16 protein-coding genes are annotated in these 18,756 nt (G+C 41.1%); 4 read left to right on the top strand and 12 right to left on the bottom strand.

What is annotated here, in order from left to right; translation table 11 throughout:
- Positions 1-11 precede the first annotated feature (11 nt).
- Positions 12-2,198 carry a DNA helicase II gene (uvrD, locus tag FET73_RS10810; RefSeq protein WP_154223973.1) on the top strand — a complete coding sequence of 729 codons (2,187 nt, stop codon included), beginning with the start codon at positions 12-14 and terminating at the stop codon, positions 2,196-2,198.
- Here uvrD and FET73_RS10815 read toward each other — a convergent pair.
- Together FET73_RS10815 and FET73_RS10820 are read right to left on the bottom strand one after the other, a co-directional pair.
- On the bottom strand, positions 2,195-2,923 hold the full coding sequence (locus FET73_RS10815; RefSeq protein ID WP_154223974.1) for a hypothetical protein: 729 nt from the start codon (positions 2,921-2,923) through the stop codon (positions 2,195-2,197). The two genes, uvrD and FET73_RS10815, sit on opposite strands and share 4 nt — an antisense overlap.
- Positions 2,924-3,074: 151 nt before the next feature.
- Positions 3,075-4,028, bottom strand: a complete 954-nt coding sequence (locus FET73_RS10820) for a carbon-nitrogen hydrolase family protein (RefSeq protein WP_154223975.1) — start codon at positions 4,026-4,028, stop codon at positions 3,075-3,077.
- A gap of 169 nt (positions 4,029-4,197) precedes the next feature.
- Between FET73_RS10820 and FET73_RS10825 the strand changes: the two genes are divergently transcribed.
- Positions 4,198-4,959, top strand: a complete 762-nt coding sequence (locus FET73_RS10825) for a MipA/OmpV family protein (protein WP_154223976.1) — start codon at positions 4,198-4,200, stop codon at positions 4,957-4,959.
- 41 nt (positions 4,960-5,000) lie between these two features.
- Here FET73_RS10825 and glnD read toward each other — a convergent pair whose 3' ends face one another.
- Positions 5,001-7,616, bottom strand: a complete 2,616-nt coding sequence (gene glnD, locus FET73_RS10830; protein WP_154223977.1) for a [protein-PII] uridylyltransferase — start codon at positions 7,614-7,616, stop codon at positions 5,001-5,003.
- A 17-nt stretch (positions 7,617-7,633) separates the two neighbouring features.
- Positions 7,634-8,404 carry a type I methionyl aminopeptidase gene (map, locus tag FET73_RS10835; protein ID WP_154223978.1) on the bottom strand — a complete coding sequence of 257 codons (771 nt, stop codon included), beginning with the start codon at positions 8,402-8,404 and terminating at the stop codon, positions 7,634-7,636.
- Between the two features lie 88 nt (positions 8,405-8,492).
- Between map and hemB the strand changes: the two genes are divergently transcribed.
- Both hemB and aroE read left to right on the top strand, forming a co-directional pair.
- Positions 8,493-9,482 (top strand): porphobilinogen synthase, encoded by a 990-nt coding sequence (hemB, locus tag FET73_RS10840; RefSeq protein ID WP_154223979.1) that lies wholly within the window; start codon positions 8,493-8,495, stop codon positions 9,480-9,482.
- The gene (gene aroE / locus FET73_RS10845; protein ID WP_179952236.1) at positions 9,479-10,288 is read left to right on the top strand and encodes a shikimate dehydrogenase; all 810 of its coding nucleotides are present in this window, start codon (positions 9,479-9,481) and stop codon (positions 10,286-10,288) included. The genes hemB and aroE overlap by 4 nt, the downstream gene beginning before the upstream one ends.
- Here the strand turns inward: aroE and nth are convergent, their stop codons facing one another.
- The 8 genes from nth to FET73_RS10885 all read right to left on the bottom strand — a co-directional run bounded on the left by nth (position 10,289) and on the right by FET73_RS10885 (position 18,751).
- The gene (gene nth, locus FET73_RS10850; RefSeq protein ID WP_154223981.1) at positions 10,289-10,924 is read right to left on the bottom strand and encodes an endonuclease III; all 636 of its coding nucleotides are present in this window, start codon (positions 10,922-10,924) and stop codon (positions 10,289-10,291) included.
- Between the two features lie 5 nt (positions 10,925-10,929).
- The gene (locus FET73_RS10855) at positions 10,930-11,970 is read right to left on the bottom strand and encodes a sulfotransferase (protein WP_154223982.1); all 1,041 of its coding nucleotides are present in this window, start codon (positions 11,968-11,970) and stop codon (positions 10,930-10,932) included.
- A gap of 21 nt (positions 11,971-11,991) precedes the next feature.
- Positions 11,992-13,206, bottom strand: coding sequence for a hypothetical protein (locus FET73_RS10860; RefSeq protein ID WP_246172731.1), 1,215 nt, complete (start codon positions 13,204-13,206; stop codon positions 11,992-11,994).
- A gap of 91 nt (positions 13,207-13,297) precedes the next feature.
- Positions 13,298-14,596, bottom strand: a complete 1,299-nt coding sequence (locus FET73_RS10865) for a glycosyltransferase family 4 protein (protein ID WP_154223984.1) — start codon at positions 14,594-14,596, stop codon at positions 13,298-13,300.
- On the bottom strand, positions 14,593-15,861 hold the full coding sequence (locus FET73_RS10870) for a sulfotransferase family protein (protein WP_154223985.1): 1,269 nt from the start codon (positions 15,859-15,861) through the stop codon (positions 14,593-14,595). Before FET73_RS10870 ends, FET73_RS10865 begins: the two co-directional genes overlap by 4 nt.
- Positions 15,858-17,246, bottom strand: a complete 1,389-nt coding sequence (locus FET73_RS10875; RefSeq protein WP_154223986.1) for a hypothetical protein — start codon at positions 17,244-17,246, stop codon at positions 15,858-15,860. The genes FET73_RS10870 and FET73_RS10875 overlap by 4 nt, the downstream gene beginning before the upstream one ends.
- Before the next feature lie 13 nt (positions 17,247-17,259).
- Positions 17,260-17,967, bottom strand: a complete 708-nt coding sequence (locus FET73_RS10880) for an ABC transporter ATP-binding protein (RefSeq protein ID WP_154223987.1) — start codon at positions 17,965-17,967, stop codon at positions 17,260-17,262.
- 1 nt (position 17,968) lies between these two features.
- Positions 17,969-18,751: an ABC transporter permease gene (locus FET73_RS10885; RefSeq protein WP_154223988.1), complete on the bottom strand. Its 783-nt coding sequence runs from the start codon at positions 18,749-18,751 to the stop codon at positions 17,969-17,971.
- Positions 18,752-18,756 lie beyond the last annotated feature (5 nt).

Below are 18,756 nucleotides of genomic sequence, written 5' to 3' on the forward strand. Positions count from 1 at the left end.
AAGATCGCATTATGAGCCTAAACACTGAAGACATATTACGCAACCTGAATGAAGTTCAGGCACAAGCAGTGACTACAGATGCCCAACATGCCTTGGTGCTGGCCGGTGCTGGCAGTGGTAAAACACGTGTTTTGGTTCACCGAATTGCTTGGTTGATTGGTGCTGAATTTGTATCACCTTTCAGCATCTTGGCTGTGACTTTTACTAACAAAGCTGCCGCAGAGATGCGCAACCGCATTGCTTACATGTTGAAACAAGACATCAACAACATGTGGATCGGCACCTTTCATGGTATCGCTTTGCGTTTGTTACAAATCAATGCCGAAGCCGCAGGCCTTCCAAAGAATTTTCAAATTTTAGACTCAGATGATCAATACCGCTTAATTCGTCGCTGCCTGAGTGATTTAGAACTGGATGAAAAACAATGGCCACCGCGTTCAGTGCAAGGTTTTATCAACGACAAAAAGAACGAGGGCCTGCGTGCCAATGAGGTCGAAGATTTTGGCGATTTCAACAACCAAACTTTAATTAAGGTTTATCAGCAATACGACGACCACTGCAACCGTGCTGGCTTGGTTGATTTTGCTGAAATGCTACTGCGAGCACACGAATTGCTGCTCAATAACGAAGATGTTTTACACAAATATCAAATGCGTTTTTCGCACATCTTGGTCGACGAGTTCCAAGACACCAACAGCATCCAATCAGCTTTCATTCAACTGTTGGCCGGTAAAAACAACAAAGTACTGGTCGTCGGTGATGATGACCAATCGATTTATGCATGGCGAGGTGCCAAAGTTGATCACATTTTGGATTACCAAACACTGAACGCCAATACTGCACTTTATAAATTAGAGCAAAATTACCGCTCCACCCAAACCATATTGGATGCCGCCAATGGCGTGATCAAAAACAACAACAAAAGATTAGGCAAAAACCTGTGGTCTGCACAAGAAAAAGGCGAACCTGTCAGCATTTATGGCTCACACTCTGAGTTTGACGAAGCTTTTTATGTCGGCGAAACCATTGATGCCCTACTGGCCAACACCACCCGGCCTGATGACATTTGTATTTTATATCGCTCAAATGCCCAGTCTCGTTTACTCGAAGAAGCGTTAATCAAGCGCCAGATTCCTTACCAAATCTATGGCGGCTTGCGCTTTTTCGAACGCATGGAAATCAAAGACGTGATGGCCTATGCCCGCCTGATCAATAACCGGCATGATGACATCGGCTTCGAACGTGTGATCAACACACCCACACGCGGTCTCGGCTTAAAAACCATCAACATGATTCGCAACTATGCGGCCATGAACCAAAGCAGTTTGTGGCAAGCTGGTTTGGACTTGGTTAAGCAAAGTAAGTTAGCCAATCGCGCTGCCACATCATTTGCCGCCTTTGCCAACTTAATAGACGAGTTACAGCAAAACAACCAAGACCAACCCTTGGCTGGCCTGTTCGCTGACATCATTGAACGCACGTCATTAAAAGACCATTACCTCAAAGAACCACCTGAAAAAGCCCAAACACGCTTGGAAAACTTGGATGAATTACTCAATGCGGGCGAAACGTTTGAAATCAGTGACCAAGATTTAGAGCTGGGCCTGACCCCATTGTCTTCTTTTTTGGCCGCCGTGTCCTTGGATGCCGGTGATCGAGACAACAAAGACGAACCACATGTGCAGTTGATGACTTTGCACTCAGCGAAGGGCTTGGAATTTCCAGTGGTGTTTATTGTCGGCATGGAACAAGGCTTATTCCCGCACCAAAACTCAATGGAAGATTTAAACAAACTACAAGAAGAGCGCCGTTTGGCTTATGTCGGCATCACCCGCGCAGAAAAACAGCTGTTCCTCAGTTACGCCACATCAAGGCGCATCAGGGGTAAAATATCTCCCTGCCAACCTTCTCAGTTTTTGCGCGAAATTCCAAAAGAATTAACCAAACAACAACGCGGCAACATTCATCCCGCTCGTCCCAGCAGCCACTACGGACAAAGCACACCCTACCAACAACAAACAAAACCAGACAGCGATTCACCCTATCGAATAGGCCAAAATGTCACACATGCCAGTTTTGGCGAAGGTGTCATCACCGACATGAGCGGCAAAGGCGATTACTTACAAGTACTGGTTCAATTCAATCAAGTCGGCCCTAAAGTATTGGCCGCCAAGTTTGCTAAATTAACCGTTGTTTAAAACCACCTTTCTCGAAAAGGAAAACTCGATATCAATAACAAACAGGTTAAAGAAATAACAGCCCAAAAAGAAAAGGCAGGAACAGCTGTAACTTGACTGCCTCGCACCATCAAAGGAAACTGACCGACAACGTTTCTTTGTTGTTGCGTTACAGGAAATGCATCAGCATTATAAACATGGTTGACCATAACGGTATAATCACCGGTTGGTAAAGAACCTAGGTTGTAAGCCGAAAGTTGCGTTGGACTGATTGAACAAATGGTAGTACTCGGTAAAAAATTCCGGTATGCAGAAACATCCAATTCAATGACTGAACCATTTATGGTGACATCATAATCTTCACCGGATGAGTTTGTTGGGCTAGGATAATCGCAACCAAATGGTAAATACGACAAATTAACAACAATGTCTTCTTCAGAGCTCGGCTGCTCAGGTTGAATTTCCAATGGATTCAAGGTGAAGTCAAAATAAACCGATTCAACCGCTTCATGTGAAGATAAATTATCCAACACAGCCGTCAAATCTTGCGGATAATTAAACCTGATAATCAAACGACGTGCCAGTTGTGCAGCCGACCAATCAGGTGATGCAATCATCAATTCCAATCGCTTTCCATAGGGTCTGTTTGAAATTAAATACCTCACTTCAGCAGGCATGTGGTCATTTAATACAGTTAATATACTTTGTGGCTGCTGTGAATTGAATTCATTGTAAATGGCATCCACTGCATCAAATCCTGCTTCAGGCGTAATTTAAATGTGAAAAGATTGTGAATAAGCTACTGAAGTACAGCCAAGCATTAAAAATAATGCAACAAAAATTTCTTTCATTTCCGCTCCAATCTAAACTTTAACTACAATCATATTATACCTTATATTACTCGCCAAACCCCTGCCTGTCCTTATTCACTTTAAACTCAAATACATCGGGTCGTGAATAATGACCGACGGGGTCAAAATTTTGACGTTCTTCGTATACTTTGTTGTGATCAATTGTCGCAGAAAACACACCTTCCACATTCACTTGCGGCTCAATAACAAAACTGCCGTCTGGGGCACACAAACAAGAACCACCATCGGTTAAAAAGTCGATGCCTACACAACCTTTGATGATCGCATCATAATGTGGCGTGTCTTTAGGAAAATCTTCGGGTCGCATCAAACCGCCTACCGACATAACAAAAGAACGGCCTTCTTTGGCCATCATCGGCGTGATGTCATGGGTGTTCCTGATGCTGCCAGGCCAATTGGCCACATGTAAATCTTCACCTTGGGCGTAAAGCGCGGTGCGCGCCAAGGGCATCCAATTTTCCCAGCAATTCAAGCCACCGACAGTAAAAGGCCCTAACTTATGTGTCTGTAAACCATGCCCATCACCTATTGACCAAGTCAACCTTTCTTCAAAAGTTGGCATCAATTTACGGTGTACCGATTTCACCACACCCTGTTCATTAACATAGACAATGGAGCAATACAAACTGTGCCCACCACGATCGACAGGCCTTTCTATGATGCCCAAGTACAAGGCCATTTTGTGTTGTTTGGCACGCTGACAAATGCTGTCCAAATCGCCACGTTCAATTTGCACTGCTTGTTGACAATAATGTGCGTGAAGTTCTTTTTGATCTTGGGCATTGAAACGTGCTCCCTGGGTCAGTTCAATCCAAAAAGGATAGCCGGGCAAAACCCCTTCACCAAAAACAAGTAATTCACATCCTTGAGATTTTCCTTCATCCATCATAGACAACATTTTGTCAATGGATGCTTCCCTGTTCAGCCACACAGGTGCCATTTGTGCTAAGCCGACGATTAATTGATTAGATTTTGACATGGTTTCACTGATAGTTTGACAACGCATGATTGTAACACTGAGACAGGCACTCTTCGGACCACTTTACGAGAAACACACCCACATAAATGCCTTGGCATATTTGCAACTGAACGATCACTCAATTTTCACGCAGGTGTGATACCATTTACACTTTTAAAATTGACCTAACATGACAAACAAAATCATCACCTCTAGTACATTGGGATTACTGCTTTGCACTTTTTACACACCATCTTTTGCTGAAAAAGCCCCCACTCATGAATTGTCACTGGGTCTCGCTGTGGCACGAAGTCAATCAATTTACGTGGGCGGAGAGGACAGAACCCAAGCTTTTCCAGCCATTGATTACAAATACAAAAAATTTTATTTCCAAGGTGGAGAATTGGGGTTTCAGGTTGTTGACAGTAAACATTGGGACTTAAAAATTGGTATTGGCGCTGACTTCATCGGAGACAAAGACCGAGGCGACAGCCCCGAGTTGAAAGACATGCCTGGCCTTGGCTTTCCTGTCAGTGCAGGTGTAGAAGCAACTTATAAAAGCCCCATAGGTTATTTTTCTGCTAGTCAAACCCAAGAAATCACCAATAAACATGGTGGACACAGTTTCAAACTGGGCTATTCTGCATACATTCCTGTGAAATCATGGGTGTTCATCCCCAGCTTGAGCTGGCAGAAATACAGTGGTGATGTGGTGAACTATTATTTTGGTGTTGACTCAGGATCAGTTACAGATAACAGGCCATTTTACCAAACAAGTAGCAGTGCCACACAAAGTGCTGGTGTCATGGTACTCAAGCCCTTGACAGAGAAACTTCGCTTTTTGGGTAACATCGGGATCACTCAATATGACAATGAAGTAACCAATAGCCCAATCGTCAGTGATGACGAGTCTTTGAGCGCATTCATGGGCTTTACATATAAAATATTCTGAGGGGGTGTGTTTTAAAACGAAATAGCTTTCTGGGTAAGAATTCAGTCGTCTGACAAGGCTTGGTTTAATTCGACCATCAGTTGACTGGCCTTGTCTTTACTTAAAGCTTTGTTGTCATGGCTCAACCAAAACACATCTTCGGCTTGATGGCCAAAAGTGGCAATTTTAGCCGCATGTACTTCAATGTCATGTAGTAAAAAGCAAGCGGTGATATTTGCCAATAAGCCTTGTTGATCAGCACATTTAATTTCCATGCGCGATTCAAAGTCACTGCGTCCTCGCGTAAAACTTATTTCCGTGGCAACAGAAAAATGCTGTTCACGGCGGTCACTTCGGTGTTGAGGCACAAGTACTTCATAATTCTGAGACTTCAATACTTCCAACAATTGTGCTGTCAAAGAAACCAATAAATCATCATCATATTCACCTAAGCAATGGAATGAATCCATCACATGTGCTTGCTTACCACTGTAAATACGGGCATTCACAATATTAATCTGATATTGGGTTAATAATTGCACCACATGATGGAACAACCCTTTGTGATCTTTGCCGTAAATCACCACTTCGAAACCATCGTCATGTTGGTCGGTAATACACACAGTCTCTTGGTTATTGTTATTGGCAATCGCATCACTGATCAGTGCAATTTGGTCAACAGAGGTATAATCAAAGAACTTATCAGGAATGTCTTGCCACAGTGTTTGTATGATTTTGTGTTTGTCATCATCTAGCATTTCTAAAGCTTCAGTCTTACTTTGCGCCACTTGATCCGTAGGTCCGCTGCTGTCCAAGTACTGACTGGTCCTTTGGTACAACTCAGACAATAAACTGTCTTTATATGAGTTCCACAATTTAGGGTCTGTACCAGAAATATCTGCTATGGTTAAGACATATAAAGCATCTAAATGTCGCTGATCTTGAACCAATTCAGCAAAATTTGAAATCACTGCAACATCACTGATGTCTTGCTTTTGAGCCACTACCGACATGATGAGGTGGTATTTAACCAACCAAACCAATAAAGACTTATCATGCTCAGGCAAGCCAAACTCAACTGCAAAAATATCAGCCTCCACAGCACCCAATTCTGCATGGTCACCGCCCCTTCCTTTGGCTATGTCATGAAAAAAACCAGCCAAGCAAAGAACATAAGGTGCATCAAAAGATTGGGCCACGTCATGTGCCAAGACATGAGGGTTTGAATCACGAATGATCCGCCTGATATTCCGCAACACAAATAAACTGTGTTGATCCACTGTGTACATATGAAATAAATCATACTGCATGCGGCCAACAATTTTTCCAAATACTGGCAGGTATAAGCCCAATACACCCAAGGCATTCATTAAACTCAGTTGACTGTATACCAAATCTTTTTGTTTGAATACAGTTAAAAATTTATCCTTAATTTCTGGGTCAGCTCTGAATTGGTCATCAATCACATGTAATGATTGGCTCAAATAACGCAGGGTATTGGCACGGATTCCTGCAGTTTCTGGGTGTTGTTGATAACACAGAAACAGGTCCATAATAGCCGCTGGTTTTTTGATGAACAACTGTGGCTTTTGAGCTTCTATATAGTGGTTAATGATAACGAAATCTTCATTCAGTTCAATGATATTCTTGTCTTCGTCATTTTGTAAAATGTTTTCTTTGAACAGTTGTAGCAAACGCATGTTCAACAATTCCAGCTGCATCGCATTGCGGTAATGACTTTGCATGAACTTTTCTACTGCCAGCGAATCTTCATCATCTTGATAGCCAAAAATCGCTGCCAACTTTTTTTGATACTCAAACAAGATGCGATCTTCTTTTCTGCCAGCCAATAAATGCAAGGCAAAACGAATCTTCCAAAGTTTTCGCTGTCCCCTTTGTAAACTGATATATTCATCTGGTAACAAAAAACCCACATCAACCAAGCCATGCATGGTGCGCACATGAAAATGCCGCTGTGCCACCCAAGTGATCATTTGAATATCCCGCAATCCCCCTTGGCCTTCTTTGATGTTGGGTTCTAGATTATAAGCAGTATCACCACACTTTTTATGTCTCAACCCTTGCTCTTTGTATTTGGCTTGAAAAAAGTCTCGGCCAGACCAAATGATGTCATCACTGCACTGGCGTATCATGTCATCAAATAAGGTTACACAACCCGTCATGAAACGCGCTTCCATTAAATTGGTGGCCACTGTAACGTCATTATCAGCTAAAGTCACTGACTCGGCCACTGTCCGCACGGCATGCCCCACATCCAAACCCAAGTCCCAAAGATCTTGAATAAACTGTGCCACCTGAGATTGGGGTAATTCACCATCAAAAAGTATCAACAAATCCACATCAGAATGCGGCTGCATTTCCCCCCGACCGAAACCACCAACGGCAACCAAACTGAGTCCCTTATAACCAGCCAAGCCTTGCCGCCAAAAAAACAAAACGAACTGTTCTACCACCCAGGCACGGGTATGAACCAATCGAGAAATGTTTTGCCATTGATAAAAGTGTTCATTGAGCTTTTCATCGGCAGCTGCCAACACTTTTTTTAAAACAAAAGCCTGCGAGGAGACGTCAGTGGTTACATTGGCACCGGCCATGATAGACAATGACAACACATCAAAGTAGTCATCGGCGTGGTCAGGTGGTGCCAGTAATGCCATAACTTATTGGTTAAATATCAGAGCGGAAAATTAGGAGACTCAGTCAACACATCATAACCATCTTCAGTGACCGCAATGGTATGCTCCCACTGGGCTGATAAGCTTCGATCTTTAGTGACAACGGTCCATCCATCACCCAACAACTTAGAATGCCGCTTACCAATATTTATCATTGGCTCAATGGTAAAAGTCATGCCTTGTTCCAGCTTCAAACCTGTGCCAGCTCGCCCATAGTGCAAGACTTGTGGATCTTCGTGGAATGTTTGACCAATACCATGACCACAATATTCATAGACCACAGAGTAACGGTTCTTATAAGCATGGGCTTGAATCGCCGCCCCAATGTCACCCAAAGTCACACCAGGTTTAACCATTTGAATGCCCAATTTTGTTGCCTCATATGTGACATCAACCAATCGTTTAGCGCGCTGTTTGGGTTCACCCACAAAATACATCCGTGATGTATCACCATGCCAGCCATCTTTAATCACTGTGACATCAATATTGACGATATCGCCTTCTTTCAAGATTTTCTTTTCGTCCGGAATGCCATGACAAATCACATGATTAACCGAAGTACAAATCGATTTAGGGAAGCCACGGTAATTCAAGGGTGCAGGAATGGCATTTTGAACCTCAGTAATGTGTTTATGACAGATGTCATCTAAGGTTTGCGTTGACACACCCGGCTTAACGTATTCACCAATCAGGTCCAATACTTCTGCGGCCAAGCGTCCCGCTGCGCGCATTTTTTCAATTTGTTCTGGGGTCTTTATGATAACGGCCATGTTCTTTGTGGTTTTTAAAAGGTGAAATTTTAACCCAAATTCAATAAACTATCACCTTTAGTCATGCCTTAACCGGCCATATCAGCAGATGCAATACCCTTTCACTCGAAAAAGACGCTTAAGAAGCTCACAAGCCATCAGAAATTTATCGGCAGAAAATCACCTGACAGTCAACGATTTGATTTGGCCAGTCTTTGTATTGGATGGTTTTAACCGCACTGAAAAAATTGATTCCATGCCGGGCGTCCAGCGCATGAGTGTTGATGTTTTACTTGAAAAATTGGTGCCTTTGCATGAAAAGGGGTTGAATGCGATTGCCCTCTTCCCTGTGATTGACTCCCAATTCAAAACAGATGATGCCGCTGAAGCTTGGAATACCGAAGGCTTGGTACAGCGCAGTGTCAAAACCATCAAGTCATCATTACCTGAGTTGATGGTCATCACCGATGTGGCTTTGGATCCATACACGTCTCACGGACAAGATGGTATCATCAATGAACAAGGTGAGATCCTTAATGACGTCACCATCAAAGCGCTGGTGATGCAGGCCAAATCACACGCCAAAGCCGGTGCTGATGTGGTTGCCCCTTCAGACATGATGGACGGTCGTGTTGGCGCCATTCGTGAGGCATTAGAAAACAACAAACTGTATAACACCGCCATCTTATCTTACGCCGCCAAATATGCCTCCAGCTTTTATGGGCCATTTCGTGACGCCGTCGGTTCTGCTGCAAATTTAGGTAAAAGCTCAAAAGAAACCTACCAGATGAATCCCGCCAATGCCTTAGAAGCGATTGATGAAATCGCCATGGACATAGACGAAGGCGCTGATATGGTGATGGTCAAACCTGGTATGCCTTACCTTGACATCATCTCAATGGCCAAGTCACACTTTAATGTACCTGTCTGCGCCTACCATGTATCAGGCGAATATGCGATGTTACAAAGTGCCATAGACAATGGCTATCTGGCTGAAAAACCCGCCATTATGGAAGCTTTGATGTGTTTCAAACGTGCCGGAACCGATGCCATATTGACCTATTATGCCGACCGTGTCACCGAATGGTTGAGCGAGTGAACAAACCAGACACTTCAACAACAAATCAAACAAGGCCGTATCAGTTGGCTTTGTTTGGTCACCCAGTAGCGCACAGTCAGTCACCCAAAATCCACCAAGGTTTTGCGGCACAATTTGACTTAAACATTGAATACCATTTAATTGATGTTGAAAAAGACATACTTTGGGCACAAGTACATCAATTCTTTGCCCAAGACGGAAAAGGTGCCAACATCACCGTGCCACACAAACAACACATCATTCCAGCCTTAGATGCCATCACTGAACGAGCTGAATTGGCCGGCGCTGTCAATACATTGTTTATTCAGAATAATCAGTTGTGGGGCGACAACACCGATGGTGCTGGCTTTGTCTTAGACTTGAAGTCTAAAGGCATAACAATTAAAGGCCAATCCATCCTCATCATTGGCGCAGGAGGTGCCAGCAAAGGCATCATTCCAGCATTACTTACAGAATGTCCAAACTCAATTCATATCACCAATCGTACGCAGGCCAAAGCCATTGAACTGGCCAACCAGTTTGACTCATGCTCAGCCGTTAACATTGATACGACAGGCCCAAGTTATGACCTCATCATTCATGCCACTTCCATTGGCCACCAAGGTTTATGCCCTCATTTAAACAGTGATTGGTTCAACGAACACACCACTGCTTACGATTTGAGTTATGGACAAGCGGCAAAACCATTCCTTGATACTGCCAAAACCTTAGGCGCCAAAGCCAGCCACGGCGGACTGGGCATGCTTTATGGGCAGGCGGCTTTGGCTTTTGAAATTTGGTTTAATAAAAAAGCGAAAATTGACTGATTAATCCAGCACTTTCTTATTAAACTCACACAAATCCACAATCACACATTCTTTGCAGTTGGGTTTGCGCGCTTTACAGGTATAACGGCCATGCAATATCAGCCAATGGTGCGCATCGAGGATAAATTCTTTGGGTATCAAACGCATCAAGCGCTTTTCGACTTCCAAAACATCTTTACCCGGTGCGATTTTGGTTCGGTTACTGACGCGGAATATGTGGGTATCCACGGCCATTGCAGGCTGCCCAAATGCTGTATTCAAAATCACATTGGCAGTTTTTCTACCCACACCGGGCAAAGATTCCAAATCTTTGCGGTTTTCTGGCACCACAGAATCAAATTCCTCAATCAGAATTTTACAAGCTTGAATCACGTGTTTGGCTTTTGAATTAAACAAGCCTATGGTTTTAATATATTCTTTTAAGCCCTCTTCTCCCAAAGCATAAATCGCTTCTGGTGTGTTCGCCACTGGAAATAATTTACGCGTCGCTTTATTGACACCCACATCAGTGGCCTGTGCAGACAATGCCACGGCAACCAACAATTCAAAAGGCGATGAATATTCCAATTCGGTTTCGGGTTTTGGGTTGATGTTGCGCCAGCGTGTAAAAATTTCGGTGCGTTTTTGTTTGTTCATTTTGCTTAGTTATTATGCTGACTGTGTTTCAGTTGTTGTAGCTGCTCTGCCAGGTCATTTTTGATTGCCATCAGATTGGTTAACTCGGTTTGTTGTACCGCCATGGCGTGTAACATTTCTTCATTTTGCCATTCAACATCCAAGGACTGGCTGTCCCAAAATTCAGAAAATTCACTTTTTATTTGTTCCAGTGTTAATTGACCACAATGCGGTTTTAATCCGGATTGCGACAACAACGCATCAACCCCTGCCATTATTTTTGTTAACTTGGACATTTCATTAACATCCATACCCATCAAAGGGGGAACATGCTTTTGTCCCTGAGCTTTTAACCAGACATCAGAAGTTAAACCCACATGCTTTTCGAGCTTTGCTGCGAACTTATCACTTTCAAACACATCCTGTTCGAGTGACAAACACAAATCAGCACACTGCGCACCCATCAAGTCAGAAAGTTTGTGTAATATGTAGCTGCGGTAAAAAGCGTGCGGATGGTTGCGTTTGGCTAAAAAAGGAAACCTAGATGATAAAGCCACAGACCATTGCATCAATTCATAAGCATCAGGAGCCGATGGGTTATTCCTTTCAGATTCGGGCAAATGTTTTCTTTGAGAGTACCAAAGTTGCATGGGCTTTCGCTTGATATGAATAATAATCGCATCAGGGTAATTGGCTCTTAACCATTTCAAACGAAAATCCACCCGATTGAACTGTAAAACAGCTTGCTGCCCTCCAGATAATTCAATCAAACCGTCTATGTACTGTTTAAGTTCTGGGTATTGACTGTCTGACTCTAACCATAACCCGTTGTGAGCAAAATCTGAATTGAAGCCATCTACATACTCAGGATGAAGGCTGTAACTGCGCCAATAATCCTTGATGCCCACATGATCTGCTTTGGGCTTGATGTACTTCACATGTGAAGGCAATTGTGGATGCAATGGCTCATACCAAGCACAAAAATCTGGCAATCGATCAAACAATTGCCACAAAAAAGAGGTTCCTGCACGGAACCTTCCTGTTATAAAAATGGGCGGTTTACCCATGTGTGGGCAGTAAATATAAAATCATGTCATGAATTTTAGCCAATGAACAGCCACACCAACAAGTCTTTCATCATCTGATTGAAATGCTTCTTGATGACTTTGTGTTTTAGGCAATGAGATTTTTACTCGAGCCAAACCATTGGGTTTGATGTGTGACTTGGGTACATTTGCAGTAACCAAACGCACCACACCCTCAGCATCTGAACTCCATTCAACCTGCTTACCGTTGATACTCAGTTCCATCATGTCTAAATCTTCTGGTGAAAGTGCATTAATCACCCGCATTTGTAAGCGACAATCTGAAGGTTTGACCCACAAATCTACTGTGCTGACAGCTTCTGGCCCTGTCCATCGAAAATAAGAACCATCTTCAGCTAACAATTCTCTGCGATGCCATTGTGAGCCCACCATTTTTTTATCAAAGGTTAACTCATACGCAGTACGTTTGGGGTACTTTTGATGCTGCTGATATTGTTTGTCCAACAGGTCATCAATATGCTGACTCGGGTGACTTCTGAATGATTCAAGATCGTGTAACATGTCCTGATACCTTTTCTCAAAAACTGCTGTCGCATATCGATACAGCTTAATGTCCCATGCATTCAGAATTTCTATTCTGCGATGCGCTTTTTCAGAGATATCTAAAGCTATTGGCTTGGTATTTAATTTTTGACTTTTACCTAAACTGGGTGTTTTGAAATAATGACACAGCATATCCATTGAGCGGTCAAAATGCTCTACCAAACCAAACCAAACACAGTTGTCGATAAATGATATAGCACGCTGATACCTTTGCTCAGGTGACAAGGCTTTTTGCGACTCAGCCAGCAAGGGTTTTAAACTTGTAATGGTTTCCTCTGACAGAAATACTTCTTGTGCGGAAGGGTCTTCAATGAAATCAAAAGACAAATTTCTCACCATGCGATTATTAATCAAATGACAAGTTTTGCTGTCAGTGACAAACGCCTCCAAGTCGAAATCATCTTGAGAGACGACATCATGTGCCAGGGTGTTTTTTTCCCTTTTGATGAATTGGAAAGTTGAAACAGACAGTGCATATGGATCACGTAACAAGGTGAAATAATTCAATGGCCTTTCTGTTAACGAGCTGACGCCACCACCACCAAAATGCCCCCTGAATAATTCAAATACCTGATTCGATTCTTTGTTGATTGATCCAACTTCACGCCATAACTGACTAGGGAAGATATCAGATTGTTTAAAAAAACGATCCAACAAAACAATAAAACTGGTCCCAGCCGTTTTTGGTATGTGCGTAAAGTAATTTGCGTTTTGTATATTTGTGCTGTGGTTTGTCCACAAAGAACTAACTTTTTGAATAAAGTTTTTCATACGCCTGATTTAATCTTTTAACGTAATTTTCAGGACTGAAAAATGACACACGATCGCGCCCTTTTTCAATCATCCCCCTGCGTAATTCCTCATTTGAAATCACTTCTTTTAATTTATCACGAATTTCAGTAAATTTATAGGGATTTACGTACAAAGCAGCATCACCACCCACTTCAGGCAAAGACGAAACATTTGAACAAATCACTGGACAATCATGGGCCATCGCTTCTAATACAGGCAGGCCAAATCCTTCATACAAAGAAGGAAACACCATACACAAAGCATTTTTATACAACATGCTTAATTCTTCTTCAGAAACATAATCTAAAAAGACATATTCTTTTTTCTTTAAGTATCTGGTCAAATCTGAAAGCTGCGATTCATGCATCCAAGCCTTTCTTCCAACGACAGCCAACTTATAACCTTTGGGTATGTATGCCATGGCTTGAATTAAAGCTTTAATATTTTTCTTGGGCTCAATGTTACCGACAAACAATACATATTTTTGTGCGGCTAATTTTTTAGCTTTCAAATAAATTGAATCATCTTCTTCAGTGGTTACGACATCAGATTTTTTATATGACTGATAGGTTACTTGAATCTTTTCTTCAGGAATGCCATAAATTTCCATGATGTCTTTTTTTGTGTGCTCTGAAACAGAAAAAATCATATCCGCAGATTCAGCCGCCCATTTGAACAAATGGTAAAAATGGTTTTTCATATCCAGTGTCGTAAAAGGCACCTTTAATGGAATTAAGTCATGAATTGTTACCACCGTCTTTACGCCTGGAACTTTGACAGGCCAAGGCGTGGTCAAGTGAAAAATGTCTGGCTTTTGCTTGAGCTTAAGTGACGTTACTTTTTTAGTGACTGCAAACAAGCGGTTGGCAGAATGAAATACGTCTGGAATGTTTTCAATATACTGATAACGACTGCCAGAAACCTGTGATAAATAATTCATAGGATCTGGCTCAGTCACTTGAGGTTTTATTAAGTGACCAGAACGCTTGCGTATTAAATAACTCAATGCTTTTATGTTATTCAGCAATTGAAACTTAAATTTACTTTTTGGCCTAATTTCATCTTGATCAAACAAATTCACCTCATCCAAAATGACATTTTTACCTGTGGTGAACTCATTATCTAACAAGACATCTACTTGATTGTCCATCGATGAATAGGCATCCAACAATGTGATGCCGTAAGTTTTAATCCCTGAGCCTTTTTTTAAGTTTAAATTAAAGCCATCCACTAAAATTTTTGGTTTATTCATAGTATGGTAATCCTGTTAATTGCAATGCCGAATTGCCGCTTGTTTTGACTTAAAGCCCTTTGTTTCTTCGTCGAAAACAACACCCTCAACAAGCCATCATTTTTAAGTAATGACTTTTGTACTTTTATTTTTAATATCCAGCTTTTTGACATTTTAGTTACAGTATAAAGCAACTCAGCACCATTCACTTGAAGGACTAAATCTTCCCAAGAAGGTAAAGCAAATTCAGTTATATAAATATTGATTTCATAATCTTTTTTCACCACCCAAAAGTCAATGAAAGACGCTTTGTTTAGACTTGCCCACCTGGTAACTTCAGAACTGTCTTGGTCAAATTCTCGATCAGACCATTGGTCACCGATCATGGATTGATTCATACTGAACTTGACTTCATTCTGCAGTGTTTTATTAAATGCGGATAAATGTTTCTGCTGATAGTTTTTTTCAATCTGGGCATCACTTAATGTCACAGCTCCTGTTATTGATTTAATTTTCGAAGCAGTTTGCTCTTTAGCCCAAGTTAACAATGCCATATCATAGCTGTTAATTGACTCCAGATGCTTTATGGCTGCATCAGATAAAGTGTTCGTTTGCTGGCGACTTTTGTTTAATACTGGAATAGCGCCTAAAGGTGGGTGAGCGATTTGATAACATAACAGGCCTAAACACCTAGGCAAATCTTCTAATACACCAACCCAGAAACAACGCTCCAAGTAAGCCAGCGCCAATTTAAATTTTTCGTCCAATTGCGGTCTATTTTGTTGTATTTTCTTTTCCCTTCGAAATTTACCAAAAGTATCTTCATTTAAATTTAGCGCTTCACTGTGGTATGCCACATTGGAACCCAACTGTAAAAATTTTGTCATTCTGTTGCTGACTAAGTTTTTAGACTCAGGATTAAAAATAAAATCTTCAAAACTCCAGTTTTCACCAACCACCTTTGCATGCAACTTGGTTTTACTGTCATTACATACGTGTTTATAACTAGAATAAGCCATATCAACTGGGGCTCTTAATATCGTTAGGTTTCTGGTTTTTCTGTATGCCAGCTGCTCTCCAAAAGCATTAAAATGCCCCCTAAAGAAGTTGAATTTTTTACAAAGTTCGGGAGATATCTTTCCAACTTCCCACAACAGTTGAGGCTGAAATATTTCACTTTCATCAAAAAGTCGGTCAAACAATGATGTAAAAGTTGTGCCCCCCGATTTGGGTATGTGTGCAAAATACCAAGGATAACTTGAAAATGTTTGGTCTTCTTTAATCAAAATCTTGGCCTGATACTGATATCACTCAAAGCTATTCCTACCAATCGACTGTCGTCAAAACCAAAAACTGAATAATGTGTTTTGACTTCCTTACAGTGGAAGGTCATTCTCAACAAACCCTTGTCAGTGAAGTGTCTTGTATTGACTTTGAATGACAACTTTCTTGACCTGCCTTTACCAAGATGTTGTAAATTGACTCTCTTGCCTTTAATATCTAATGACAGCTCATTAATTATTTGTGGATTAATCGCATCCAATAAAGTGATGGTAACCTCGTAATCTGACGGCTGCATCCAAAAATCAAGAGAAGCACGCAAACCAGGTCCAGACCACCTAAAATACTTTTGATCAATTTCACTCCATTCTCGCCTGTGCCACTGGTTACCAAGCAACACTTGTGAACAATCAAAACTAACTTCTTGTGACAAGCTGCCCATGTTTGATTGCAAATGATTTTCTTGATAATGTCGGTCTATGGCCTGATCCAAAATTTCAGCCGCATCGCTACTGTTTACACCCAAGGCTTGATACATTTCCTGCAGCTCTTTATTAAACTTTTCTTTGGCTTGTTGGTATAAAAGCATGTCATTTTTATTCAGTTTCATGGCCAGTTCATAGGCTTTATCACTGATGACTGGCGGACTTTTATGGGTATTCAACTTCTGTGAAGCGCCCATAGGAGGCCAAATCATTTTAAAGCACAGCAACCTCACTGCATGCTCAAACTGTTCTAAAATACCAACCCATCGACACTGTTCTAAAAACTGCTGAGACAACTCCAGTTTTGCATCATCAGAAAGTAATTTCATACCTTGATTGAATTGCTTTCTTAACTCAGGAAATGTAGATTCATTGACAGGGAATTGTATTGAATCTTTATCTACACCATAGCCATAACAATAATTGTGAATCAATCGATCTGATACCAAATGTTGTGTTTTGGGATGTGCCAAGAATGTTTCAAAACTCATGTTTTCTTTGACAACCAAATCATGAAGCGCGGTTTCCTTTATTCTTTTGACAAATTGATAAGTTGAATAGGCGAGTTTAACTGGATCTCGAAGTAAAGTGATGCTGTCTACTTCCTGGTCAGTTAGCAATGAATTTGATTGACCACCCAAATGGCCTCTAAAAAGTTTATAGTTCGCAGTCCTCACTTGTTTTAAATCACCTACTTCCCACCACAATTGGGGTTGGTGAATCGCATGGGATGGATAAAACCGATCCAAGAAAACAATAAAACTTGTCCCCCCTGTTTTAGGTACATGAGTAAAAAAACACACGTTACCGGCTGCTGTTTCATCAGCTTTGTGTTCATTGTACTTTAACTCTGTTTGAGGTCTGATTTTCTTTAAAATGTGATTTAAGATGCTTTTAATTCTCATGACTATCCTTCAATCACTTAAGTTGATTATAAGTTGCTAAAACTTCTTCAATGTTACCAAACGCCTCAACTTTTGCATCATTCATCAACAGTGCCTTATTACAAAAACGACCTAATAATTGTTGTGAGTGATTCGCAAAAATTAATATTTTGGATTGATCTAATAATTCATCAATAAATAAACGTGTTTTCTCTAAAAAAAATTGATCTCCCGCTCCTAAACCTTCATCTATCAGCAATATATCAGCCTTCACAAACATCAACATACCGAAAGTCAACCTGGCTTTCATTCCTTGTGAATATGTTGATACAGGCCTATTGATCGCACTACCCAACTCAATAAAACCTAAAATTTGACTCAGTTTCTTCTGAATTTTTTCTTCTGATAGGTTTAATAACAAACCCCTAACGTGAAGGTTGTCCATACCTGACAATTGAGGCATGACACCCACATTCCTACCAAAAAAAGAATATATGGTGCCTACAGTCTTAACCTCACCTGATTCTGGTTTAAAGACGCCTGAAATCAACTTTAATAACGTTGATTTTCCTGCACCATTGACGCCCAGTAACGCAACCCGATCGCCTTGATTTATATGAAGGTTCACTTTATCTAATGCCATTTTTCGCTGAAGACCACCGTTGCTTTGAAATAAACCACCGGCAATTGAAGAAAAATACCTGTAGCTGAATGACACATCTTTTAATATTATTTCACTCATTTCACATCCACAAAACCAACTTGTCTTTAACTTTTCTATAAACCATCAAACATATCAATAGATTAATCAACAACACAACCCCAGCAACAGCAAATGATTCATAAGGCACCTGCCCATGTAAAATGGGGGCCCTAATCAATTCCAATAAATGATAAAAGGGATTTAATTGAAAATACAAACTGTCTATATATTTTTCTGGAGGTGGCCACAATACCGGTGTAACTAAAAATAAAATCATTACCACACTGGCCATTAAAGGTTGCACATCTGGAAAACGAATTCCAGCCCAGCCCAGCCACATACTGACAAAAAAACCATTGATTACAATAATCACATAACCCAACAATGCCCACAACCAAACCCAAGAGACCACATCAAACCCATTAATCAGAATCACCAGTGGTATGGCAAACAATTGATATAACACCAAAGATATCACTTCTCTGTAGGTATTTTGAAACACAAAAATTGAATGGGGCAGCTTCATTTGCAGCATGAAGTGGCTTGCTTTTTTAAACAAAGTTCCGCTGGTTACTAAAATGGCAGAAATGTAATTCCAGGTTAAAACACCTAATGCCAAAAACATGACATATGTTTTAAAGTCTTTATCTAAAACCATTGAATAAACCAGTGATAACGCCCCCACTTTAATCATCAAAGCCAAGACAATCCAAAAGGCCCCTAAATAAGCCCCTTGATACCTCGCTTTTAATTCAAGAATGGCCAATTTCTTCCACAGCCGTTTGCGGCGATAACCTGCGGTTATATCTTTAATAAAATCCATAATAT

Source organism: Marinicella rhabdoformis (assembly GCF_009671245.1).
GTDB classification, from domain to species: domain Bacteria; phylum Pseudomonadota; class Gammaproteobacteria; order Xanthomonadales; family Marinicellaceae; genus Marinicella; species Marinicella rhabdoformis.